Here is a 23,246-nt window from a genome sequence, read left to right as displayed (position 1 = left end):
AATGGGTCTGTTGAGTCTTGCAATCTGGTCACCGATCGCATTCGGTGTGCTGCTGCTGGCCATTGGGCGGGATGAACATGCCCGCGCCGTTCGCTGGCTCGCACTCGTGGGCGCCGTCATCGGCTTCCTGGTGACGCTGCCGCTGTACGAAGGCTTCCAGCTCGGTACCGCAGCGATGCAGTTCGTCGAGAAGGCCGCGTGGATCGAGCGCTTCAACGTGCATTACCACCTGGGTGTCGACGGCATCTCGTTCTGGTTCGTGCCGTTGACCGCCTTCATCACGGTGATCGTGGTGGTCGCGTCGTGGGAGTCCATCACCGAGCGCGTGAACCAGTACATGGGCGCGTTCCTGATCCTGTCCGGTTTGATGATCGGCGTGTTCACGGCGCTGGACGGCATGCTGTTCTACGTGTTCTTCGAAGCCACGCTGATCCCGATGTACCTCATCATCGGTATCTGGGGTGGTCCGAACAAGATCTACGCGGCGTTCAAGTTCTTCCTGTACACGCTGCTCGGCTCGCTGCTCATGCTGATCGCGCTGATCTACCTGTACAACCAGTCCGGCGGCAGCTTCGACATCGCCACGTGGCACCAGCTGCCCCTGAGCGCCCGCGCGCAGACGATGCTGTTCTTCGCATTCTTTGCCGCTTTTGCGGTCAAGGTGCCGATGTTCCCGTTCCACACCTGGCTGCCCGACGTGCACGTGGAAGCGCCCACCGGCGGCTCCGCCGTGCTGGCCGCGATCATGCTGAAGCTCGGTGCCTACGGCTTCCTGCGTTTCTCCATGCCCATCGCCCCCGACGCATCGCGCGAGTGGGCCTGGCTGATGATCGCGCTGTCGCTCATCGCCGTGATCTACGTGGGCCTGGTGGCCATGGTCCAGAAGGACATGAAGAAGCTGGTGGCGTATTCGTCCGTCGCTCACATGGGCTTCGTCACGCTGGGCTTCTTCATCTTCAACGACCTGGGCGTGTCCGGCGGCCTGGTGCAGATGATTGCGCACGGCTTCGTGTCGGGTGCGATGTTCCTGTCCATCGGCGTGCTGTACGACCGCGTGCACTCGCGTGAAATCGCAGCCTACGGCGGCGTGGTCAACACCATGCCCAACTTCACGGCCTTCGCGCTGCTGTTCGCCATGGCCAACTGCGGCCTGCCGGGCACTGCAGGGTTCGTGGGCGAGTGGATGGTGATCCTGGGCGCAACCAAGGCCAACTTCTGGATCGGCCTGGCCTCGGCCACGGCGCTGATCTTCGGTGCGGCCTACACCCTGTGGATGTTCAAGCGCGTGTACCTGGGCCCCGTGGGCAATGACAACGTCAAGGGCCTGACCGACATCGACAGCCGCGAATTCCTGGTGCTGGCGGTGCTCGGCATCGCGGTGCTGGCCATGGGCCTGTATCCCCGTCCGTTCACGGACGTGATGGACACGTCGGTCGCCGAACTGCTCAAGCATGTCGCGCAGCCCAAGCTGAACTGACCTGACCAGACTGAACTGAGAGATACGAGATGATTGACAACATCAGCTGGCTAGCGATCTACCCTGAAATCGTGCTGTTGGCCATGGCCTGCGTCATAGCGCTGGTCGACCTGGGGGTGCACAGCACCCGCCGCACCGCTACCTACGTGCTGACCATGCTGACCCTGGCCGTCGTGGCGGCCCTGCAGGCGATGTACGCCAGCAGCGGCAACACCTTCTACGGCTTTGGCAACATGGTGGTGAGCGATGCCATGGGCAACTGGCTCAAGTGCTTTGCCACGGTGGCGATGATGGTCACGCTGGTGTATGCGCGCCCCTATGCGGCAGACCGCGGCATGCTGCGCGGCGGCGAGATGTTCACCCTCTCGATGTTCGCGCTCCTGGGCATGTTCATCATGATCTCGGGCAACAACTTCCTCGTGATCTACCTGGGCCTGGAGCTGCTGACCCTGTCGAGCTATGCGCTCGTGGCCCTGCGCCGCGACAACGCCACGGCCACCGAAGCGGCCATGAAGTACTTCGTGCTGGGCGCAATGGCCAGCGGTTTCCTGCTGTACGGCCTGTCCATGATCTACGGCGCCACCGGCTCGCTCGATATCGGCCAGGTGTTCAAGGCCGTCAATTCCGGCCAGATCCGCCACCAGGTGCTGGTGTTCGGCCTGGTGTTCGTGGTCTCGGGCCTGGCCTTCAAGCTGGGTGTGGTGCCTTTCCACATGTGGATTCCCGACGTGTACCAGGGTGCTCCGACCGCCGTCACGCTGATGATCGGCGGCGCGCCCAAGCTGGCGGCGTTTGCCATCACCATCCGCCTGCTGGTGGACGGCCTGCTGCCGCTGGCCATCGACTGGCAGCAGATGCTGGCGGTGCTGGCCATCGGCTCGCTGCTGGTGGGTAACCTGGCTGCCATCGCGCAGACCAACCTCAAGCGCATGCTGGCGTACTCCACGATCTCGCAGATGGGCTTCGTGCTGCTGGGCCTGATGTCGGGCGTGGTGAACGGCAACGTCGATGCCACGGCCGTCGAGAACGCCTACAGCGCGTCCATGTTCTACGTGGTGACCTATGTGCTGACGACCCTGGCCGCATTCGGCGTGATGCTGCTGCTGGCGCGCGAGGGTTTCGAGAGCGAAGAGATTTCGGACTTTGCCGGCCTCAACCAGCGCAGCCCGCTGTACGCCGGCATCATGGCCGTGTGCCTGTTCTCCATGGCCGGCATTCCTCCGCTGGTGGGCTTTTACGCCAAGCTGGCCGTGCTGCAGGCCCTGGTGGCTTCGGGCCAGACCCTGTACATCGCCATGGCCGTGTTCGCGGTGATCATGTCGCTGATCGGCGCCTTCTACTACCTGCGCGTGGTCAAGGTCATGTACTTCGATGCACCGCTGACCGCCTCCAGCGTGTCGGCACCCGCAGACGTGCGTGTGGTGCTGACCTTGAACGGCGCGCTGCTGCTGGTGCTGGGCCTGCTGCCCGGCGGGCTGATGGCGCTGTGCGCCGACGCCGTGGTGCGCGCACTGGCGACCTGACCTCGCCCGCTGTCGCACTGTGTCTCTCACCGGATCTGTCTGGCTGGTCATCATCGCGGCGCTCATCGCCGCGAACCTGCCGTTCGTGAACCACCGCTGGCTGGCCGTGGGCCCGGCCGCTGCGCCCCGCAAGCCTTTGGCGGGGCGGCTGGCGGAGCTGATCGTGCTGTACTTTCTGGTCGGGGGTCTTGCGCTGCTGCTGGAGCGCCGCGCCGGGCAGATCGCTCCCCAGGGCTGGGAGTTCTACGCCATCACCGGCACCTTGTTCCTGACCCTGGCCTTTCCGGGTTTCGTCTACCGGTACCTGCTGCGCCGCCACGGCTGACGCGCCCGCAGTGCCACCGGTTGCCGCCTTGTCCTTCTCGCCCGTTGCAGCGTTGCCATGAAGGTGCTTGATCTCCAATGCCGCCACGGCCATGTCTTTGAAGGCTGGTTCGCGTCGGAGGACGATTTCCAGGGCCAGCGCGAGCGCGGCCTGGTGCAATGCCCCATGTGCGCGGACGACCACATTGAAAAGCGCCTGAGCGCACCCCGCCTGAACCTGGGTGCGCGGGAGCCTTCGGGAAACTCTGCAACGCAGGCGCCGCCTTCGGCAGGGCAGGTGGTGCCGACCAATCCCGCTGGTACGACTGCAGCTCTCGACGCAGGGGTGTTGCCACCCGCCCTGCAAGCCGCCTGGCTGCACCTGGCGCGCAAGATTGTCGCCAACACCGAGGACGTGGGATCGCGCTTCGCCCAGGAGGCACGCCGCATGCACCATGGCGAGGCCGAGGAGCGCGCCATCCGCGGCCAGGCCACGCCCGACGAAGCCGTGCAACTGATCGAAGAGGGCATCGCGGTGATGCCGTTGCCTCTGCCCGCTTCTGCCAAGGAAACCCTGCAGTAGAGGGGCGTGGGCCAGGGCGCGGGAGGGCTTGGCAAGCCTCCGCGAAGTCCGGTGAATGCGGTTTTTGAGTGTTTTGAGGCTCTACCGCGCTACCAGAGCGCGCTAGCAGCTATGCTTTTAATAGCAGCTGCTGCACGGCATCGGCGCTGAGAACTCCACTTCCTCTTTACTGCTCCCGCAGCGGCAACCGGAAGGCGCCCGGCAGTCGCTGCCCGCCCGCCTTCACGACGTGAACTGCAGCGCCGCCAGCCGGGCATAGACCCCGCCTTGCGCGAGCAGCGCCGTGTGCGTGCCTTGCTCCACGATGCGCCCATGCTCCAGCACCACGATGCGGTCGGCATTCTGCACGGTGGCCAGCCGGTGGGCGATGACCAGGGTGGTGCGGCGCCCGGTGTGGCGCTGCATGGCCGTGTCCAGCGCGGCCTGCACCATGCGTTCGCTTTCGGCGTCCAGGGCGCTGGTGGCCTCGTCCAGCAGCAGCAAGGGCGGGTCCTTGAGCATGGCCCGTGCAATCGCGATGCGCTGGCGCTGCCCGCCCGACAGGCGCACCCCTCGCTCGCCGAGAAACGTGCCATAGCCCTCCGGCAGCGCCATCAGGAAGTCGTGCGCGAATGCGGCGCGCGTGGCGGCCATCACTTCCTCGTCGGTGGCGTCCGGGCGGCCGTAGCGGATGTTCTCCATGGCCGATGCGGAGAAGATCACGGCGTCCTGCGGCACGGTGCCCGTGCTGGCGCGCAGCGTGGCAAGCGGCAGGTCGCGGATGTCCACGCCGTTCAGGCGAATCCGGCCCGCCGGCCGCCCATACGGGCCGGTGTCCACGTCGTAGAAGCGCTGCAGCAGCTGGAACACCGTGGTCTTGCCCGCACCGCTGGAGCCGACCAGCGCCACGGTCTCGCCAGGCGACAGGCGCAGCGTGAAGTCATGCAACGCGGGCTGGTCGGGCCGCGAGGGGTAGTGGAACAGCACGTTGTCGAACTCCACGGCCAGGCCCTGGCCCGACAGCGGCAGGTCCCTGGGGGCGGCAGGGTCTGCCACCGGTGACCGGCTGGCCAGCAGCTCCATCAGGCGTTCGGTGGCGCCCGCGGCGCGCAGCAGGTCGCCATACACCTCGCCCAGCACGGCCACGGCGCCTGCCAGCAGCATCACGTACACCACCGTCTGCCCCAGGTGCCCGGCGGTCATCTGGCCCGCCAGCACAGCCTCGGTGCCGCGGTACAGGCCCCACAGCAGCAGCGCTGCGTTGGCGATGATGATGAAGGCCACCAGCAGGGCGCGTGCCCGGCTGCGCGTGACGGCCACCTGGAAGGCGTTTTCGGTGGCCTGTGTGAAGCGGCGCGTCTCGCGCGGCTCGGCCGTGTAGCTTTGCACCACCGGCACGGCATTCAACACCTCGGCCGCGATGGCGCTGGAGTCCGCCACCCGGTCCTGGCTGTCGCGCGAGAGGCGGCGCACGCGCCGTCCGATCCACATGGTCGGCAGCACTACCAACACCACGGCCACCAGCACGATCGACATGACGTACGGGTTGGTCCAGACCAGCATCGCCAGTGCGCCGATGCCCACCACGGCGTTGCGCAGCCCCATCGACAACGATGAGCCCACCACCGTCTGCACCAGCGTGGTGTCGGCCGTCAGCCGCGACAGCACCTCGCCGGTCTGCGTGGTCTCGAAGAACTGCGGGCTTTGCTGCAGCACGTGGCCGTACACCGCGTTGCGCAGGTCGGCCGTCACCCGCTCGCCCAGCCAGCTCACCATGTAAAAGCGCGCCGCCGAGAACACCCCCAGAGCCACGGCCACCGCGAACAGCGCTTCGAAGTGATTGCGCAGCGCCATGGTCTGCGCGCCCTTGTCGGCGCTGACGAGGCCCGAGTCCACCAAGTTGCGCAGCGCCAGCGGAAACGCCAGCGTGGCCAGGGCCGCCAGCACCAGGAACACCACCGACAGGGCGATGCGTGCGCGGTACGGACGCAGAAAGGGGAAGAGACCGCTGAGGGACCGGGGTGCGCCGCGCGCGGGCGTGGAGGGGAGGGTGGCCATGCGCGAAGTGTAGGCGGGCGTGCCTGTCCGGACGTGCCTGCCACAGGGCGGCCCTGCACACCTGCGGGCTACCGGGCAGGCGCTGCCGCCGCGGGCGCTGCGCTGATGCAGGAAAGGGGCAGGGCCCTGAAATCTTCAGCGCCGCGGAGTCTGCCCACCCGCGCACCCCTTGTCTTGCCGTCATGCAGTTGTAAGCAAGCGCTGCAGGCTCCCAGGTTCGCACCGCATGGCCGAGCGAGGCTTTTTCGCGCGTCGGCAAGTGCCCGCAACCCGCACCGGGCAAGGCACAGGCGGGCCCCGCACGGCGCGCGCGTTGATGACCGTCAACCCGTGCACCGCCGGCGAGCCTGACCCGTAGGCGTTTATACATAGGCATTAGTCCCAGTATCTACCGCGGGGTAGGCAGGCATACGATGCACGGCGACACAACGCATGCATGGGAGCCTTGCTGGCCAAGGCTTTCTTCCTCAGCCCCCTTACGGAGCGACCCTGGCGCAATGAGCGACGTCATTCTTGAAACCCACAGCCTGACCAAAGAGTTCAAGGGATTCACCGCAGTCAGCGACGTGAACCTGGCCGTGCGCCGGGGGTCCATCCATGCACTCATCGGCCCCAACGGCGCAGGCAAGACCACCTGCTTCAACCTGCTGACGAAGTTCCTCACACCCACGTCCGGCACCATCCGGTTCAACGGGCACGACATCACCCGCGAGCAGCCCGCGCAGATCGCGCGCCGTGGCGTGATCCGCTCTTTCCAAATCTCCGCGGTGTTCCCGCACCTCACGCTGATGGAAAACGTGCGCCTGGGTCTGCAGCGCAAGCTGGGCACGTCGTTCCACTTCTGGCGCAGCGAGCGCAGCCTGCACCAGCTCGATGGCCGCGCGATGCAGCTGCTGGCCGAAGTGGGCCTGGCCGACATGGCCGATGAGGTCACCGTGAACCTGCCCTACGGCCGCAAGCGCGCGCTCGAGATCGCCACCACGCTGGCCATGGAGCCCGAACTCATGCTGCTGGACGAGCCCACGCAGGGCATGGGCCACGAGGACGTGGACCGCGTCACCCAGCTCATCAAGAAGGTGTCTGTGGGGCGCACCATCCTCATGGTCGAACACAACATGAAAGTCGTCTCCACCATCGCCGACCGCATCACCGTGCTGCAGCGTGGCGCGGTGCTGGCCGAGGGGCCGTATGCCGAAGTGTCGAGCAACCCGCAGGTGATGGAAGCCTACATGGGCACCACCGACGGCCAACTTCAGGGAGCGCATTAGATGAAGCTCCTCCTGAGTCGCTTCGCGCCTCGGTGCCACCGCCAGAGGCGGTGTCTCTTCGGGCACGTCCAATCCTGCGCAGGCAGGATTGGAGCCTCGGCCCTCAGCCCCTCTCTCGTCTCGCTGCGCGAGTCGGGAGGGGGACGCCCCCAGCGCGGCGGGGCGGCCCTTGTGCGGGGGCGCTGGCTTCGATCGCGACGGTTGCGGCGGACAGCGTGCGGCGCAATGGATAACTGAAATGGCAAATACCCCAATCAAGAACGGCGTGCCTGCGCTGGAAATCAAGGGCCTCGAAGCCTGGTACGGCGAGTCGCACGTGCTGCATGGCGTGGACATCGTCGTGCAGCCCGGCGAGGTGGTCACGCTGCTGGGCCGCAACGGCGCCGGCCGCACGACCACCATGCGCGCCATCATGGGCCTGACCGGTGCACGCAAGGGCTCGGTCAAGATCAATGGCGTGGAGACCGTGAACATGCCCACGCACCGCATCGCCCACCTGGGCGTGGGCTACTGCCCGGAAGAGCGCGGCATCTTCTCCAGCCTGTCGTGCGAAGAAAACCTGCTGCTGCCGCCGGCGCTCAAGACCGGCACGCCCGGCATGTCGGTGCAAGAGATCTACGCCATGTTCCCCAATCTGGCCGAGCGCAAGAACAGCCAGGGCACGCGCCTGTCGGGTGGCGAGCAGCAGATGCTGGCCGTGGCGCGCATCCTGCGCACCGGTGCCAACCTGTTGCTGCTCGACGAGATCTCCGAAGGCCTGGCTCCGGTCATCGTGCAGGCGCTGGCCCGCATGATCACCATGCTGCGCGAGAAGGGCTACACGGTGGTCATGGTGGAGCAGAACTTCCGCTTTGCGGCGCCGCTGGCCGACCGTTTCTATGTGATGGAGCACGGCCGCATCGTCGAGAAGTTCGGCGCGTCCGAACTGACCGAGAAGATGCCCGTGCTCACCGAACTGCTGGGTGTCTGACCACAGGTCCGCCAGCGATCCCCATTTTCTTTTCTTCAACCAACCACACCCACAGGAGACAATCCATGAAGAAGAACCAACTCACCGCGCTGGCATTGGTGCTGGCCGCAGCGGGCCTGGCCACCTCGGCCGCGCACGCGCAGGACAAGGTCAAGATCGGCTTCATCACCGACATGTCCAGCCTGTATTCCGACGTGGAAGGCAAGAACGGTGCATTGGCCATCCAGATGGCCATCGACGATTTCGGCGGCAAGGTGTTGGGCCTGCCGATCGAACTCATCTCTGCAGACCATCAGAACAAGGCGGACATTGCCGCGTCGAAAGCGCGCGAATGGGTGGACACCCAAGGCGTCACCATGCTGTTCGGCGGCACCAACTCCGGCACGGCCCTGGCGATTGCCAAGGTGGCAGAAGAGAAGAAGCGCGTGTACTTCAACAACGGCGCCGGCAGCTCCGCATTGACCAACGAGCAGTGCAGCCCCTACACCGTGCACTACGCCTATGACACGGTCGCGCTGGCCAAGGGCACGGGCTCTGCCATTGTGGATGCAGGGGGCAAGAGCTGGTACTTCCTGACCGCCGACTACGCCTTCGGCCATGCGCTGGAGGCGGACACGACCACCGTGGTCAAGGCCAAGGGCGGCAACGTGGTGGGCGCGGTGCGGCACCCGCTCAATGCGTCGGACTTCTCGTCGTTCCTGCTGCAGGCACAGAACTCCAAGGCCCAGATTCTCGGTTTGGCAAACGCCGGCGGTGACACCATCAACGCCATCAAGGCCGCCAAGGAGTTTGGCATCGGCAAGAACATGAAACTGGCGGGGCTGCTGATTTTCATCAGCGACATCCACAGCATGGGCCTGCGCAATACCGAGGGCCTGCAGTTCACGACCAGCTGGTACTGGGACCTGAACGATGACACCCGCAAGTTTGCCGCCAAGTACTTTGAAAAGACCAAGCGCATGCCCGGTGAAGTCCAGGCCGCGGACTACTCTGCCACGACGACGTACCTGAAGGCCGTGGCCGCTGCGAAGTCCACCGACGCCGACAAGGTCATGGCCGAGCTCAAGAAGATGAAGATCGACGACTTCTTCGCCAAGGGACAGATTCGAGCCGACGGCCGTTATGTGCACGACATGTACCTGATGCAAGTCAAGAAGCCCGCCGAGTCCACCAAGCCCTGGGACTACTACAAGCTCGTCAAGAAGCTGCCGGGCGATCAAGTCTTCACGACCAAAGCGGAAACGAAGTGCGCGCTCTGGAAGTAAACGCCTGACACGGCGTCAGCAAGCCCGGGTGCCATTGCGGCGCTCGGCTTGCTGCGGCGGCCTTGCGGGGCTGCCAGACCACTCCGCTGTCTGCTCTGAACCTCTCTGAACCTGCCGTTGCCTCCCATGGAATTCTTTGGTGTCTCATTGCCCGGCCTGTTGAGCCAGCTTCTCCTGGGGCTGGTCAACGGTTCGTTCTACGCAATTCTTAGCCTGGGGCTGGCCGTCATCTTCGGCCTGCTCAACGTCATCAACTTCGCGCATGGTGCGCTGTTCATGACCGGCGCCCTGATCACCTGGATGGCGATGAACTACTTCGGCATCAACTACTGGTGGATGCTGGTGCTGGCGCCGTTGGTAGTGGGCCTGTTCGGGGTGCTGATCGAGCGGCTGCTGCTGCGCTGGATCTACAAGCTCGACCACCTGTACGGCCTGCTGTTGACCCTGGGGCTCACGCTGCTGATCGAAGGGGTGTTCCGCTCCATCTACGGCGTCTCGGGCCTGGGCTACGACACGCCAGAGTTGCTGGAAGGCGCCACCAACCTCGGCTTCATGATCATGCCCAACTACCGTGCCTGGGTTGTCGTGGCATCGGTGGTCGTGTGCCTGGCCACCTGGTACGTGATCGAAAAGACCAAGCTCGGCGCCTACCTGCGCGCCGGCACCGAGAACCCCCGCCTGGTGGAGGCTTTCGGCATCAACGTGCCGGTGATGGTGACGCTGACGTACGCCTTCGGCGCCGCGCTGGCGGCCTTTGCCGGCGTGCTGGCCGCGCCGGTCTACCAGGTCACGCCGCTCATGGGGCAGAACCTCATCATCGTGGTGTTCGCGGTGGTGGTGATCGGCGGCATGGGCTCCATCATGGGCTCCATCCTCACGGGGCTGGGCCTGGGCGTCATCGAAGGCTTCACCAAGGTGTTCTACCCCGAAGCGTCTTCAACCGTGGTGTTCGTCATCATGGTCATCGTTCTCCTCATCCGCCCCGCCGGCCTGTTCGGCAAAGAAAAGTAAGCAGGGGCCGCTCGCATGAACCTCAAGAACATCGCCCCCATCGGTTACGGCCTGCTGCTGCTGGGCCTGGTTGCCGCGCCCTTCCTGGGCGCCTATCCCGTCTTCGTGATGAAGCTCATGTGCTTTGCACTGTTTGCTTCGGCCTTCAACCTGCTGCTGGGCTTCACCGGCCTGCTGTCCTTCGGCCACGCGGCCTTCCTGGGCGGCGCGGCCTATGTGGCCGGGCACGCCATCAAGGTCTGGGGCCTCACCCCTGAGGTGGGCCTGCTGCTGGGCACCGCGGGGGGCGCGCTGCTGGGCCTGCTGTTCGGCTGGCTGGCCATCCGCCGCCAGGGCATCTACTTTTCGATGATCACGCTGGCGCTGGCGCAGATGCTGTTTTTTGCCTGCCTGCAAGCGCCCTTCACCGGCGGCGAAGACGGCCTGCAGGGCGTGCCGCGCGGCAAGCTGTTCGGCCTGATCAGCCTGCAGAGCGACCTGGTCATGTACTACGTGGCCTTGGTGATCGTGGTGCTGGCGTTCCTCGTCATCGTGCGCACCATCCACTCGCCGTTCGGCCAGGTGCTCAAGGGCATCAAGGAGAACGAGCCCCGCGCCATCTCGTTGGGCTACGACACGCACCGCTTCAAGCTGCTGGCCTTCGTGCTGTCGGCCGCACTGGCCGGCCTGGCGGGCTCGCTCAAGACCCTGGTGCTGGGCTTTGCCACGCTGTCCGACGTGCACTGGACGGCCTCGGGCCAGGTCATCCTGATGACGCTGGTGGGCGGCCTGGGCACGCTGTCGGGCCCGCTGATCGGCTCGGCCGTGGTGGTGCTGCTGGAAAACAAGATCGGCGAATTCGGAAACCTGCTCGCCGCCCTGACCAGCGTGGAATGGTTCAAGACGCTGGGTGAGTCCGTCACCATGGTCACAGGCCTGATCTTCGTGATCTGCGTGCTGGCCTTCCGCCGCGGCATCATGGGCGAGATCATCGCGTGGATGGACCGGCGGCGCGGCGGCGGCAAAACGACGACGACGGGTACGCATTGACTGACTGACTGGGTCGTCGTCGCGCAGGCGGTGCAACAGGCTGCGGTGAAAAGCGCCGCCATCCTTCCCCCATCAGTGGGGGGGCAGGTGGGTGGACCCTGGCAGGATTCGCGGGGCGCCCGCTCTCGTCAAAATGGATAGCTGCTAGCGCAGGATGGACGCGGATTTCAAGGGTTTTCGGCTTGAAATACTTGCCCGATCAGCGGTGGCTACTATCAAAATAATAAAAAGCGCCGGGCGGCTGCCTTCACCCCAGCCGTAGCCGCTTCGCATACCCCGTCATTTCCAGGTAGCCCCGTCCCACCGCGCGGCCTGCGGCGTCGCGCAGCTCGCTCAGGCCCTCCCAGTAGATCGCGCCCGTGGAGCCCTGGCTGTCCAGCTCCTGATCGTCCAGCAGCGCATGTACGCTGAAGGTACCGGCGGGCGTCTGCACCTGCCACTGCACGGGGTAGCGCGCACCGCTGCGCCCGCTGGCCCAGTGCCGCGTGGCCGTGAAGGTGACGGCATCGTGCGCAAAGACCTGGGGCGCCTGCTCACCCGCCGCGCGCACCGAGCCGCCGGCCCACAGCGTGCTGCCGTCCTGGCGCCGCAGGTGAAAGGCCGTGAGCGCGCGGCCATCGTCCAGGTTCATGCCGATCCAGTCCCAGCCCACGGCGTCCGGGTGCATCAGCGCCTCGCTCCACTCGTGGTCCATCCACGCACGGCCGCTGCCGGCCTCCACCACCCGGCGCCGGCCCCCGAGCGTCAGCGTGCCCGCTACGGCCAGTTGCGGCTGGCTGTAGTAGTAGCTGGCCTGCGCGGCCTCCGGCCCCTTGCGCGACAGGCCTTGCCGGCCCTGCAGCAGCACGGGCTGCGTGCTGTCAAAGCGCAGGTCCAGCGCAAAATCGCTGCCTTGCACCTGCGCGGTATAGCGGCTGGCGCCAGGCGCGTCCGCGGCAGCGCGCACCAGGTGCCAGTCGCGCAGGTGCACGGCCGTGTCGCCCTCGGCCGCTTCGGCAATGCCAAAGCCCGCGCGCGCAATCCGCTGGTCGTGGTACAGGCGCCGGCCCTGCACATCCGTCACCGCCGCATGCGCAAACACCAGCTGCCTGGCCGCAAACCGCGACTGCAGCCCCTGCGTGCCATCCACCCGCGAGCGGAAGAACGTGACCTGGAACCCCCACAACCGCCCCTCGGCCTGCGCGTGGCCGGTGATGTACCACCACTCGGTGCGCAGATCCGGGTGGCTGCCATGGTCGCGTGGAAACTCCAGCGTGCGTGCCGGCAGGGCATGGGCCGGCAAGGCGCCGCCACCCCATGCCGCCACACCCAGCGGCAGGCTGCTGCCAAGCGCCAGCCAGCGCCTGCGCGTCAGTGCGCCGGGCACGTGCGGCACGCTGGGGGCTCTGTGGGGTGGTACGCCGTCTGGCATGGTCAATGGGGTGCTCGCGCCGGGCGTCAGCCGATCAGCGCATGGATGCGCTGCTGAGCGGCCGAGCAATCGCCAAAACGTTCGTCCACCCAGTCCGTGTCGAAATACGTGGGCAGGTAGCGCTCTCCCGCATCGCACAGCAGCGACAGGATGGAGCCCTGCTCGCCCCGCTCGCGCATCTCGCCCGCCAGCGTGAGCATGGCCACGAAGTTGGTGCCGGTGGACGGGCCCACGCGGCGGCCCAGCAGTTGCGACAGCGCGCGCATGGCCGCGACGGACTCGCAGTCCGCCACGTCGATCATGCGGTCCACCAACGTGCGGATGAAGCTGGGCTCCACGCGCGGGCGGCCAATGCCTTCGATGCGCGAGCCCGGCGCCGTCAGCGTTGCGTCGCCCGTGCGGTGGTAGGCACTGAAGACCGAACCCGCCGGGTCGGCCACGCAGACCTCGGTGGCGTGGCGCTGATAGCGCACATAGCGGCCAATGGTGGCACTGGTCCCGCCGGTGCCTGCACCCACCACGATCCAGCGCGGCACGGGGTGGGGCTCACGCGCCATCTGCGTGAACATGCTCTCGGCAATGTTGTTGTTGCCGCGCCAGTCGGTAGCGCGCTCGGCATAGGTGAACTGGTCCATGTAGTGCCCGCCCGTCTCGGCGGCAATGGCGCGGGCCGCCTCGTACACCTCGCCCGCACGGTCCACGAAATGGCAGCGACCGCCATGGAATTCGATCTGCGCAATCTTCTCTGGCGAGGTACTGCGCGGCATCACCGCCACGAACGGCAGGCCTAACAACCGCGCAAAGTAGGCCTCGCTCACGGCAGTGGAGCCGCTGGAAGACTCCACCACCGTCGAACCTTCGTGGATCCAGCCATTGCACAGCGCATACAAGAACAGCGACCGCGCCAGCCGGTGCTTGAGGCTGCCCGTGGGGTGCGTGGATTCGTCCTTGAGGTACAGGTCAATGCCGTGTGCCGTGAAGGCAGGCAGCCGCAGGGGGATCAGGTGGGTGTCGGCACTGCGCTGGTAGTCGGCTTCGATGCGGGCGATGGCGGTGTGGAGCCAGCTGGAAGGCGAGGAGGCAGCGTGATCGGACGATGATGTCGGGATGTGCATCGCGTGATTGTCGCAGCGGGCACTCGATGACGACACCACGCTGAAGTGGCCTGTGCACGTTGGACATTGGACATTGTGCAAACCTTGTCAAAGGCGGCTCATTTGCACCTATTCCGAAATAATGGAAGAACTGGCGCGCCGCACGCCGTCAAGGGTATTCAGTTATTTCAGTTCTATCCCACTGATCAGCTTTGAAAAAATATCGTCCGTTTCTTTCGAGGGTGACATATAGACAAAGGCCAGAGTGAGAAGCAAGTCTTGTCGACAGTAAAAGCCAAGCGACGCATAGCCTTGGCCACCTCCTGTCATGGTGACATTGCGCACTACGGTGAACTTGGACGTATCTCCGGTCACCTCCTGTGGGGCCGCCTCAACTCTTGAGAAGAAATCAGTACTGGCCACACTGCAGCGCTCTGAAGAAAATACGTCGGCCGTATTTTCATAGTTCACGATAATGGTCGTTTCGTTGGAGGGGTCGAACGCGATCACCGTGTCTGTCTTATTATTTTCGATGTGGTAATTTTTTGGAAAATCAATTGAAAATTTTGCTGACAAAAATTTATAGTTGGATGTGACGGCGCATGAGGAAGTCAGCGTAAGTAGACAGGTAGTTAAAATTGTGTTGATTGATCTAAGGGTTGAGAGTCTTGTCACATTGTGCTATTTGGTTTGTTGTATTTTATATGCTGATTAATCTTCAATCAGAAGAATCGCCTCGGAAAAATTCTTCGTTCCGAGCTTAATGGTGGAGAAGAAGTAATTTTTTGCAGGATGTCTTATAGTCAATTCAAATTCATTTGTCTTCCGAACCAGTGAGGATCCAATTTTTAAACAATCGCTGTTTTCTAGCGGAAAATAAAAAATCAATCCATATAGCTTCATGCCTTTTGAGGCTTCGTTAAAACTTAAGATTTCAATTTTTTCATCATTTTTAAAATAGAGTTTATTATTATTTTTTCTTACAAAAAGTAAGTCTTCTTCGCCACTCCTTGCTGCTAGAGTAAATTTTGATTTTTGTGAGTCTACCTGCTCGGAGATTGTTTTCCATAGTGTGCATTTGGGTTCTTCCATTTCAGTTGCATGCACTGAAGATTTTATAAAAAGCAGCAGTAATATTGAAAATATTGATGTTGTTTTTTGCATTGATTTTGAGTGGTTTTTTTGGTGACTATGAGCCTGCGTTGACTTCAGGATTTGCACTGGATGCTGATGCTGGACATGTGGTTTGTGGATAGCTCGCCTCAGGGCCAGAGGTTTATAGCCGCCACCCGGAGATCTTGATGAGCCCCTTGCGCCACCCAGGCCTTGGATGCTACTCATTGATGAAATATTGCATTTTCCGGCCACTGAATATGCAAGTGTGTTGCTATTGGGTCCTGTGATTGCAGAGTATTGTGATGGATTGCATATGAACTTGCTGCTGCCCAGAAAATCAGTCCCCGCAGTTGGTGTCTTTGCCACCAGTCCGCACGTCGAAATAGTACCTAAACCGGTTGTAATGCAGCCCGATCTCCGCATAAAGCTGCTGCCCCTGTGAGCGGTGGGTTGATGGATGCGGCGGGGGTCTTACTCCTGCTCGATCTCCCCCAGGCGCCGTACCCGGCCACCCAGATCACCTGTCCTGCCGCTTGTCCATTGGCGTTCACCAGCGCAATGGGCGTGCCAAGGTGGTCCGTCAGTATGGTGACAGGCGGTCAATGGGTGGGCCTCCTCGCTGTGGGCTTGTGTGTCCTTTAGGAGTTGCAGCGACTCCCGTACTTGGCTTGGCTTGTCTTGCGGCAGCAAAGCGGACAACTGGTAGCACGGCCACAGCGCTTCATTTAATAGTTGGTGGACCTTATTATTGGGGTTCGATTTCCTGCCGGGATGGTGAGGCGCTGATAAGGTTGCTTTGGGCTGCGCTGAACAAGCAAAATATGGGATAAATATTTATGGGGCAAAATTTTCTCGCGTCACGAACATAAATGCTGTTAGAAATAAAAACTCTATTAATTTAAATTCTGAGCCGATAAATACAATGGAAATGGCAATTTTTGAAATGCCATCCACTCTGATAAGGAAAAATATAGCCACTAAGATATTGATAAAAGCAAGAGCGAAAACAATAGAAAGCCAATTTTTACTGTGGCTCGCTACGTAGTTATTCAATTGCAATATAAGTATCGCAAACGAAAAATATAATATAGTGTTGATTATGTTATTAAATTTTTGCATGTCATTAAAATATGAGAATTGCGGCTTTGTATATATTTCTTGGCTGATTCTTCAGTGCCCTTTGATGCAGGCTGAGGCCATTCGGGCAGCTTTTCAGGTAAAGCTTTTAAGTCTTTTTTAATGGTTGTATCACACGTAAGTTTGCTGGGGTTGAGCGTAGCGCAAACCATGGTTTTTGCAGATGGAGTACATGCTGTTGAGAGGTGGAGCACTTCTAGCTCCGCCTCCGCTAACGCCGCGATTCCATTTTCCATCACGCCAATTTAAATACTTGCCTATCACCAATTCATCTTTTTTGTTTATGCGTCTATATACAAATTCAGACGATGATGCACAGGACAACCGCCGCGGCAGTAGCACGCTGTTCGCTACAAACAATGTCCTGAATGGGCAAATTATCGGGCAATGCCAGCAACGTCACAAGCACGTTGAGGGCTGAAGTTCCTGCGCAAGATCAACCGCGAGACGCCTCAGGGCATGACTTGCATCTTGTCGCCGACAACTGCTCCGCATACAAAAGACCGGAGGTGCAGGAGTCGTTGATCCATAACTCGATATTTGACAGGCACTTCATGCTGACCTCGGCGTTATAGTTGAATATGGTAAGCGTTTCTTTCGTGATATCACCGTTGAGCGGCTTCGCCGAGGCGTGTTCTTCGGCATGCCCAAAATTGTAATGGCCATTAATTAACACGTTGCCGATCATAATATCGCCCCAAGCCGTTCACATGGACAAAGAGCACCTGTGACATCCTGCAGAATGTCATCCGCGCAAATACACGATTCAGTTCCAAACAAAACACAGCGCTAATGTGCGGCTATGCCCTTCAAGCCTACCGACCTATGTCAACGATGAAGAAGTGTCATAGCGCAGACGCCTTGCACGCTGCATCTGCCATCTGCCGACGAACAGTAGCGCGCCCAAGTCGCCGAGATCAGCGCGTTGGTACAGCAGGTCACTGGCCACATAGTCGAAATGGCTTGGGCGAACCACGGCAATACCGGAAAAGGCAAAAGAAGCGGTGTCCAAACACGGCGTAACCCTGCCGATCGTTAAGCTGTTCAAGCACTAGGTGGTGGAGTGAGGCTTTGTCCGGTTGGCTCTCTTGGGATGACGAAAGTTTGCCTGCCGTGCCCAGCGAGATGCACCTTCTTGCCTTTGCCGCACTCATGCTAACTAGCGGGGTTGGCTTCGTCGGGTAGTTGCTGCGATGCTTTAAATACAGTCTTTATAGAAAGAACAGGCTGCAATAAAAAATATCACAAAATAAATAGGTATAAAAGCTAACCCCGCAATAATCCAATTTTTCAATCCATATTTAAGTCCAAAAATGTAAGTGAGAGCTATTATTGAGACTGATAATAAATCTCTTTGTACATCATTATTAATATAATTAAAATTATAATATAAATAGTATGAGAAAAGTACAGAAATAAAACAAGAGATGCATAGCATTAATAATAACTTGAAAATATCTCTCATGGGTGGATATGAACTTTGCCCGCGGGGGCTATAATGTTGGTTATAGGTAGTGGGTTTGCGTACCCAGGAGCTTGCCACTGCCCACCAGTTTCAAGGCTGGGCGGAACACCTCCAGCCCTCTGTATGATTCCTGATACGTATGAATTGCTATTGTATTTTCCAGAATCCATTTGTCCGTCTGTAGATCCTGGAATGGGTGATATGCTTGGCTTTGAATATGGCAGACAGTTGCAATATTCTTTTGAAGCCTCTTTCAGCTTTTTTAGAAACTCACAGTCACTCATTCCCTCCGGGCGTGGAATAATTTGTCGAGAAACAATTCCTTTTGAATTTCCTGGATAATTTGGTGCTGATTTGAGATTTCCGTTTGTAAAATTGCCTGATGGTTGGCCTCCCAGCGTACTAGTACCGCCCAAGTCGCAGTTTTTATCATCCGGAGTAAGTTGGATCGCGAGATGATAAGAGTCAGGATTTGTTAGTCTACCTACAGGCCCTGCCGCAGAGTGGCCTACAATTTGGGCCTCTAGCCCTTTAGGATCTATAAGTTGCAATGGTTGATTTGTGTAGCGATACGCGTGGAAGCCTCCCCTTAATCCGATAGGGTCTTGGCTCACATACTGCCCCATCCCCGGGTCGTAGTACCTAAACCGGTTGTAATGCAGTCCGGTCTCTGCATCAAGCTGCTGCCCCTGCAAGCGGATGGGTTGATGGATGTGGTGGGGGTTGTACTCCTGCTCGATCTCGCCCCAGGCGCCGTACCTGTCGGCCCAGCTTACGTCTCCCGCTTGATCGCCGTTCGCGTTCACGAGCGCAGCGGATGCGCAAGGATAGACACCTTAAGCATCTTAATAAAATCATATTTCCAAACCGAATTAATCAAGCGTCACCGCCAAGCCTTAAGATCAAATAACCACATCCGCCCACAAAGTAAAGCCAAACAATAAAGATTGTTATTTTTATAGAAATTATAATAGCACGGATTTTTTTACCAAATTTTTTGCCGTTATTTGCAGCAATCCATTTTGTAAATTTCCAATTATTGCACGGCGTATTATTTAATATAATATGAGGGGAACCAATTTTTATAAATTCATCAGGATAGTCCCGTTGCAGCTCTTGAAATAAAAATTGACAAAGTACCATTCCCACTATTGCTATAAAAAAAACAATCCACACCAAAATCTGCATGGAATTATCATTCATGGCTTATACCCAATCGTAACTCCTGTTGATACTCCAACGGTACCTACGCCTGGAGAAATCTTCCCAGACAGCCCGCCCACTCCCCCAGCTGCCTTAGCTGATATGCCCAACATTCCATTTCCAGCCGACGCGTTGCCCTGGATAATTATTCCTTTCGGACCACTCCCAACCACTAACTCTTGGCCTGCTGCAGTGCAACTTGCACTCAAACCAGCTTGCGGACCCACGCCAACATACTGAACTCCGTTTTCATTGTTGTATTCAACTGTCGCGCCTATAGGGCCGACTCCTCCACGGTATGAACAAGTCATACCAGAGGTGGGTTTAACTTGAATGGGTGGGAGTTCGGGTTTGCTCGAATTGGCAGGTGGCAGTCCAGCTGCGCACTCAGCTGTTGCACACATACTCTTTTGTCCCGGACCAGGTCTAGTTGGGAAATTTACCGGACCTCTATTTTTAAGGTCGAAAAGGCCTAAAGGATCAACGGAGTTCAGTGAATCATGGTCTACATAAGAAGATCCATTAGTTCCTCCTAGCAAACCAATCGGATCCTGAGTTACATACTGCCCCACCCCGGGATCGTAGTACCTAAACCGGTTGTAATGCAGCCCGGTCTCCGCATCAAGCTGCTGCCCCTGCAAACGAATGGGTTGATGGATGCGGTGAGGGTTGTACTCCTGCTCGATCTCGCCCCAAGCGCCGTACCTGGCGGCCCAGCTCACCTGTCTTGCGGCTTGCCCGTTGGCATTCACCAGCGCAATGGGTGTGCCCAGGTGGTCGGTGAGGATGTGCCGGATGGCCAAAGGGTGGGCATCCTCGGTGTGAGTTTGTGCTTTCTTGAGGAGTTGCAGTGACTCTTGCACTTGTTCTCGCATGTCTTGCGGCAGCAAGTCGGACAGATGAAAGCCCGGCGGCAGCACCACTTCCTGGTCGTCGCTGCCCACCATGGCCCGCGGGCATTCGACGGGGTTTGTGTGGCATTGCTCGCTGCGGTTTATCTGCAGCAGTGGCACGAAGCCGCCCGGGTAATACGAAGTGTGTGTGGATATTTCGTTGAACCGCGTGTGCATGTGACACACGTGCACCACCTAGAAGGACTTTCGTCCATCATGCTGCTGAATGCATGCGATCAAATCTCAACGAGATTATCCAACGCCATCTTAATACCGCTACCGCATCACGCAAAAAATGACTATTTTCCACCCCTTGCATTGAAATACAGCCCGTAGCAAGACAAAGCGCATGCAGAACCAAGCGCAAAATTCAACACAAAAATCAGCCTTCCGAATGCACCCGAAAGATAATCATAAAATCCAATCATCCCAACGATCAAAACCATATGAAGTATCGCAACAGCACCCAAATTATTAGAAGATATTTTTCTATTCGAATAAAGAATTATTGATAAAAATGCAAATATTACAAGCAATGCTACCAAATTCACAAACGGCACAAATTCATTCAACAAAACCAAAACAGCCACCAAAATTACAAAATAATAGCGACCGCCGACAACATTTTCATGAATTTCTTTTTGAGGGCTCATAACTATTGATAATCTGATTTTTTACACGATTTAGGAGAGCCGGACGGCGAAGCAGCAGGCATAGATGATGCAGTAGCATCCGCGCCGATAGAAATAGTTTTTTTGATAGCCGTCAAAGCCACGTCTTTAAAAAAACCACCGGGAGCTCCAGCGCCAGCTATATCAATGACAGTATCACTCGCATGAACAATATTTGGCGGTGGTTTAAGCATTTTGGATCCCGCATCGGCAGCTGCTCCAATTACCGCAGCCACCGGAGCCGCTGGAGCGAGCACGCCAGAATATGTCATTCCGACAGCCGCTGCTCCAAAATAATCTGCCTGTTTACCCAAATAGTCTGCCCACTCATCCTTAGACTGGGGAAAAGCATTTTTAACAGCCGATGCTGCCGATCCTAAAAAAGAGGTGGTGGCAGAAGCGCACCCACCTCCTGAACATTCCCCCAGCAGCCCTAATGAATCATAATAAGTAATGGGATTTACCGGATATAAGGCATTATTAGCTCCCCCACTAAGTCCAATCGGATCCTGAGTCACATACTGGCCCACCTGGGCGTCGTAGTACCTAAAGCGGTTGTAATGCAGCCCGGTCTCCGCATCAAGCTGCTGCCCCTGCAAACGGATGGGTTGATGGATGCGGTGGGGGTTGTACTCCTGCTCGATCTCGCCCCAGGCGCCGTACCGGGCCGCCCAGCTCACTTCTCCCGCTTGATCCCCGTTCGCGTTCACCAGCGCAATGGGTGTTCCCAAGTGGTCCGTCACGAAGTGTCGGATGGCCAACGGGTGGGCCTCCTCGCTGTGAGTTTGTGCTTTCTTGAGGAACTGCAGTGACTCTTGCACTTGGTCTCGCATGTCTTGCGGCAGCAAGGCGGACAGCTGGAAGCCCGGCTGCAGGACCTCCTTCAATGCCTGGCGCAGCATTTCCTTGTCGCCATGCTGCAGGTCTTGCTCTGGGTCCTCGCTGCCGGCCAGGGCGAGCAGTGTTTTGACGGGATTGGTGTGCCCTTGTTGGCTGCGCTGTACCTGCAGCAATGGCACGAAGCTGCCCGGCTCGTACACCGTGTGGTGGATCTGCCCGTGGGACTGGGTGTGCACCAGCCGGTCTCCATCCCAGCCGTAGTGGGTGGACTGGCTGTCTTGGCCGGTCTGTTGGTGTACCTTGCTCACTCTGCGCCCGAACGCGTCGTAGCGGTACGTGGTTTTGCTTTTCACCTGTCCTTGGGCATTGGTTTGGAGAACCTGCCGCAATTGGTGCAGGCCGTCGTAGTGCAAGGCGGTGGTGCTGCCATCGCCATGGCGGGCTTCAATCCGGTTGCCCCAGTCGTCGTAGCGGTAGTGGGTGGCACCTTCGTCACCTGCCCCCTGGCTCCAGCCGATGCGGTTGTCCCGCCAGCGCTCCACGTGCTCTGTGGCAGGGTTGTCCGCGCTGGGCTGTGGCTGCAGCAGGTTAAAGCGTGGGTCGTGCAGGTGCTGCTGGACCTGGGCGGTCCAGTCGGCGCCGGCGGCGGTGTTGCCGCCCGGGTGCTTGCCGGGTACTGGGTCGGGCAGCCGGTTGCCCGCCGGGTCCAGCCTCCAGCGCGCTTGCTGCTCACCCTGGGCGCTGGCGCTGTGCTGCCCGGTCAGCCGTTGGCGGGCGTCGTACTGGTACGCGTCTGCGTGGGTGGGCGTCTGGATGCCCACGAGCTGGCCCAGGCTGTCGTAGGTGTAGCGGCGTTGCCGCAGGCCACCGCTGAGGGGCGCTGCGCTGGCGGGGTCGCTGCCGGGTCCGGGCAGGCCTTGCCAGCGCTGGTGCAGCAGGCGCCCCAGCGGATCGAGCTGGCGGCTCTGGGTGGGCGCTGTGCTGGCGCTCTCACCCGGCAGCAGGTGCAGGGTGCGGCCCACTTCGCGGTGCAGCTTGTCGCGCTCCAGCGCCACCAGGGGCGCCTGGTTGAGCAGCACACCGTGCACGTGGCCCGAGCCGTAGCTGAGCCAGTCGAGCTGGCCTATGCCCTGCAGTTCGCTGGACTCGCGTTGGCCCAGGGCCCCCAGGCGGTGGTGGATGCGGTGTTCGAATTCAATGACAAGATCGACGCTGGAGTTGCGGTACAGCGTTTGCACCTCGCCAGTGGGGCGCCCCAGGGCGTCGCGCTGCAAGTCCACGCGGCTGGTTTTGTGCAGCCGGTCGGTTTGCAGGGTTTGCAGCAACGGGTTGCTGGTCTGCGCCTGAGCATCGCGCTGCTGATGAAGCGCGGCATTAAGTTGGGCAGTGCTCAGTTCCAACCAAGCAGCGATCAGGGCGGCTGGCGCAGCAGCCGATGCATCGCGGTGTTCTGGCCGATCAAGCCAATCGAGCTCCCAGCCCTGGATGTCCAGGAGTTCGCCGCTATCGCTGTAGCCGAACTGGTGGATTTGCAGGTCTGTGTTTGCGGTGAGTGGATTTGCTGGTGTTGCTGACTTCACCTTGCTGCAATGCCGGACCTGCCGACCTTGCCGGTCACGCGGTAGACCAACTGCCCAGCGCTGTCGTAGTGGTAGCGGCTGCGCACAGTGCCATGGCCTTGGCTTTGCGCGCCCATGCCGCTGTCCTGCGCATCGGTCTTCTCGATCAATTGGCCTGCCGCGTCATACCGGTAGCTTTGGCTGCGCCCGTCGAACCCGATCTCCCGGACAAGTCGGTCTTCGCTGTCGTAGGCAAAGCGTGTGACCGCATGGTTCTCGTTGATCAGCTCGGTCAGGCGCCCGGCCACGTCGTAGCGCAGGTGCAGGCTCGCGCCCGCCTGGGTCTGTGCGGTGACGCGGCCCCACAGGTCATGGTCGTAGGTGATGGTGG

24 protein-coding genes are annotated in these 23,246 nt (G+C 60.1%); 9 read left to right on the top strand and 15 right to left on the bottom strand.

Features of this window, described 5'->3' with window-relative positions:
- Position 1 precedes the first annotated feature (1 nt).
- Genes ACIGHN_RS00120 through ACIGHN_RS00105 form a run of 4 tightly spaced genes read left to right on the top strand, consistent with a single transcriptional unit; the run spans position 2 to position 3,886 of the window.
- Positions 2-1,477 carry an NADH-quinone oxidoreductase subunit M gene (locus ACIGHN_RS00120; RefSeq protein WP_396502800.1) on the top strand — a complete coding sequence of 492 codons (1,476 nt, stop codon included), beginning with the start codon at positions 2-4 and terminating at the stop codon, positions 1,475-1,477.
- 29 nt (positions 1,478-1,506) lie between these two features.
- On the top strand, positions 1,507-3,000 hold the full coding sequence (gene nuoN, locus ACIGHN_RS00115) for an NADH-quinone oxidoreductase subunit NuoN (RefSeq protein WP_056421046.1): 1,494 nt from the start codon (positions 1,507-1,509) through the stop codon (positions 2,998-3,000).
- Between the two features lie 19 nt (positions 3,001-3,019).
- Entirely contained in the window at positions 3,020-3,325 is a 306-nt protein-coding gene (locus tag ACIGHN_RS00110; protein ID WP_056162380.1) for a DUF2818 family protein, read from the top strand.
- A gap of 57 nt (positions 3,326-3,382) precedes the next feature.
- The gene (locus ACIGHN_RS00105; protein ID WP_056421048.1) at positions 3,383-3,886 is read left to right on the top strand and encodes a DUF1178 family protein; all 504 of its coding nucleotides are present in this window, start codon (positions 3,383-3,385) and stop codon (positions 3,884-3,886) included.
- Between the two features lie 222 nt (positions 3,887-4,108).
- Here the strand turns inward: ACIGHN_RS00105 and ACIGHN_RS00100 are convergent, their stop codons facing one another.
- Positions 4,109-5,923 (bottom strand): ABC transporter transmembrane domain-containing protein, encoded by a 1,815-nt coding sequence (locus ACIGHN_RS00100; protein WP_396502799.1) that lies wholly within the window; start codon positions 5,921-5,923, stop codon positions 4,109-4,111.
- A gap of 497 nt (positions 5,924-6,420) precedes the next feature.
- Between ACIGHN_RS00100 and ACIGHN_RS00095 the strand changes: the two genes are divergently transcribed.
- From ACIGHN_RS00095 to ACIGHN_RS00075, 5 genes are all read left to right on the top strand, one after another.
- Positions 6,421-7,191: an ABC transporter ATP-binding protein gene (locus tag ACIGHN_RS00095; RefSeq protein ID WP_056421055.1), complete on the top strand. Its 771-nt coding sequence runs from the start codon at positions 6,421-6,423 to the stop codon at positions 7,189-7,191.
- Positions 7,192-7,429: 238 nt separating this feature from the next.
- The gene (locus tag ACIGHN_RS00090; RefSeq protein WP_396502798.1) at positions 7,430-8,161 is read left to right on the top strand and encodes an ABC transporter ATP-binding protein; all 732 of its coding nucleotides are present in this window, start codon (positions 7,430-7,432) and stop codon (positions 8,159-8,161) included.
- Between the two features lie 65 nt (positions 8,162-8,226).
- A complete protein-coding gene (locus tag ACIGHN_RS00085; RefSeq protein WP_056162395.1) occupies positions 8,227-9,426 on the top strand; it encodes an ABC transporter substrate-binding protein in 1,200 nt (399 codons plus the stop codon).
- Between the two features lie 126 nt (positions 9,427-9,552).
- On the top strand, positions 9,553-10,437 hold the full coding sequence (locus tag ACIGHN_RS00080; RefSeq protein ID WP_056421064.1) for a branched-chain amino acid ABC transporter permease: 885 nt from the start codon (positions 9,553-9,555) through the stop codon (positions 10,435-10,437).
- A gap of 15 nt (positions 10,438-10,452) precedes the next feature.
- Positions 10,453-11,466: a branched-chain amino acid ABC transporter permease gene (locus tag ACIGHN_RS00075; RefSeq protein ID WP_056421067.1), complete on the top strand. Its 1,014-nt coding sequence runs from the start codon at positions 10,453-10,455 to the stop codon at positions 11,464-11,466.
- A 247-nt stretch (positions 11,467-11,713) separates the two neighbouring features.
- Here ACIGHN_RS00075 and ACIGHN_RS00070 read toward each other — a convergent pair whose 3' ends face one another.
- The 14 genes from ACIGHN_RS00070 to ACIGHN_RS00005 all read right to left on the bottom strand — a co-directional run.
- The gene (locus ACIGHN_RS00070; RefSeq protein ID WP_396502797.1) at positions 11,714-12,877 is read right to left on the bottom strand and encodes a lipocalin-like domain-containing protein; all 1,164 of its coding nucleotides are present in this window, start codon (positions 12,875-12,877) and stop codon (positions 11,714-11,716) included.
- 26 nt (positions 12,878-12,903) lie between these two features.
- Positions 12,904-13,992, bottom strand: coding sequence for a PLP-dependent cysteine synthase family protein (locus ACIGHN_RS00065; protein WP_396502796.1), 1,089 nt, complete (start codon positions 13,990-13,992; stop codon positions 12,904-12,906).
- A 162-nt stretch (positions 13,993-14,154) separates the two neighbouring features.
- On the bottom strand, positions 14,155-14,481 hold the full coding sequence (locus tag ACIGHN_RS00060; RefSeq protein ID WP_396502795.1) for a hypothetical protein: 327 nt from the start codon (positions 14,479-14,481) through the stop codon (positions 14,155-14,157).
- 201 nt (positions 14,482-14,682) lie between these two features.
- Entirely contained in the window at positions 14,683-15,453 is a 771-nt protein-coding gene (locus ACIGHN_RS00055) for a hypothetical protein (protein WP_396502794.1), read from the bottom strand.
- A 23-nt stretch (positions 15,454-15,476) separates the two neighbouring features.
- Entirely contained in the window at positions 15,477-15,671 is a 195-nt protein-coding gene (locus ACIGHN_RS00050; RefSeq protein WP_396503069.1) for an RHS domain-containing protein, read from the bottom strand.
- Positions 15,672-16,184: 513 nt separating this feature from the next.
- Positions 16,185-16,460 carry a hypothetical protein gene (locus tag ACIGHN_RS00045; RefSeq protein WP_396502793.1) on the bottom strand — a complete coding sequence of 92 codons (276 nt, stop codon included), beginning with the start codon at positions 16,458-16,460 and terminating at the stop codon, positions 16,185-16,187.
- A gap of 200 nt (positions 16,461-16,660) precedes the next feature.
- Positions 16,661-16,912, bottom strand: coding sequence for a hypothetical protein (locus ACIGHN_RS00040; RefSeq protein ID WP_396502792.1), 252 nt, complete (start codon positions 16,910-16,912; stop codon positions 16,661-16,663).
- A 135-nt stretch (positions 16,913-17,047) separates the two neighbouring features.
- A complete protein-coding gene (locus ACIGHN_RS00035) occupies positions 17,048-17,236 on the bottom strand; it encodes a hypothetical protein (protein WP_396502791.1) in 189 nt (62 codons plus the stop codon).
- A gap of 449 nt (positions 17,237-17,685) precedes the next feature.
- Positions 17,686-18,495 (bottom strand): RHS repeat-associated core domain-containing protein, encoded by an 810-nt coding sequence (locus ACIGHN_RS00030; RefSeq protein ID WP_396502790.1) that lies wholly within the window; start codon positions 18,493-18,495, stop codon positions 17,686-17,688.
- 70 nt (positions 18,496-18,565) lie between these two features.
- The gene (locus tag ACIGHN_RS00025; protein ID WP_396502789.1) at positions 18,566-18,892 is read right to left on the bottom strand and encodes a hypothetical protein; all 327 of its coding nucleotides are present in this window, start codon (positions 18,890-18,892) and stop codon (positions 18,566-18,568) included.
- Positions 18,889-19,962, bottom strand: a complete 1,074-nt coding sequence (locus ACIGHN_RS00020) for an RHS repeat-associated core domain-containing protein (protein ID WP_396502788.1) — start codon at positions 19,960-19,962, stop codon at positions 18,889-18,891. Before ACIGHN_RS00020 ends, ACIGHN_RS00025 begins: the two co-directional genes overlap by 4 nt.
- Before the next feature lie 122 nt (positions 19,963-20,084).
- A complete protein-coding gene (locus ACIGHN_RS00015) occupies positions 20,085-20,438 on the bottom strand; it encodes a hypothetical protein (protein ID WP_156370693.1) in 354 nt (117 codons plus the stop codon).
- A 2-nt stretch (positions 20,439-20,440) separates the two neighbouring features.
- A complete protein-coding gene (locus ACIGHN_RS00010; protein WP_396502787.1) occupies positions 20,441-22,876 on the bottom strand; it encodes an RHS repeat-associated core domain-containing protein in 2,436 nt (811 codons plus the stop codon).
- The coding region (locus tag ACIGHN_RS00005) for a hypothetical protein (protein WP_396502786.1) at positions 22,873-23,246 on the bottom strand (374 nt) is incomplete at its 5' end. The genes ACIGHN_RS00010 and ACIGHN_RS00005, both read right to left, overlap by 4 nt.

It is taken from the genome of Acidovorax sp. NPDC077693, from assembly GCF_044542805.1.
Lineage (GTDB): Bacteria > Pseudomonadota > Gammaproteobacteria > Burkholderiales > Burkholderiaceae_C > Acidovorax.
The sequence above is the reverse complement of the archived record's forward strand: the minus strand, read 5'-3'. Positions and strand labels throughout refer to the sequence as shown.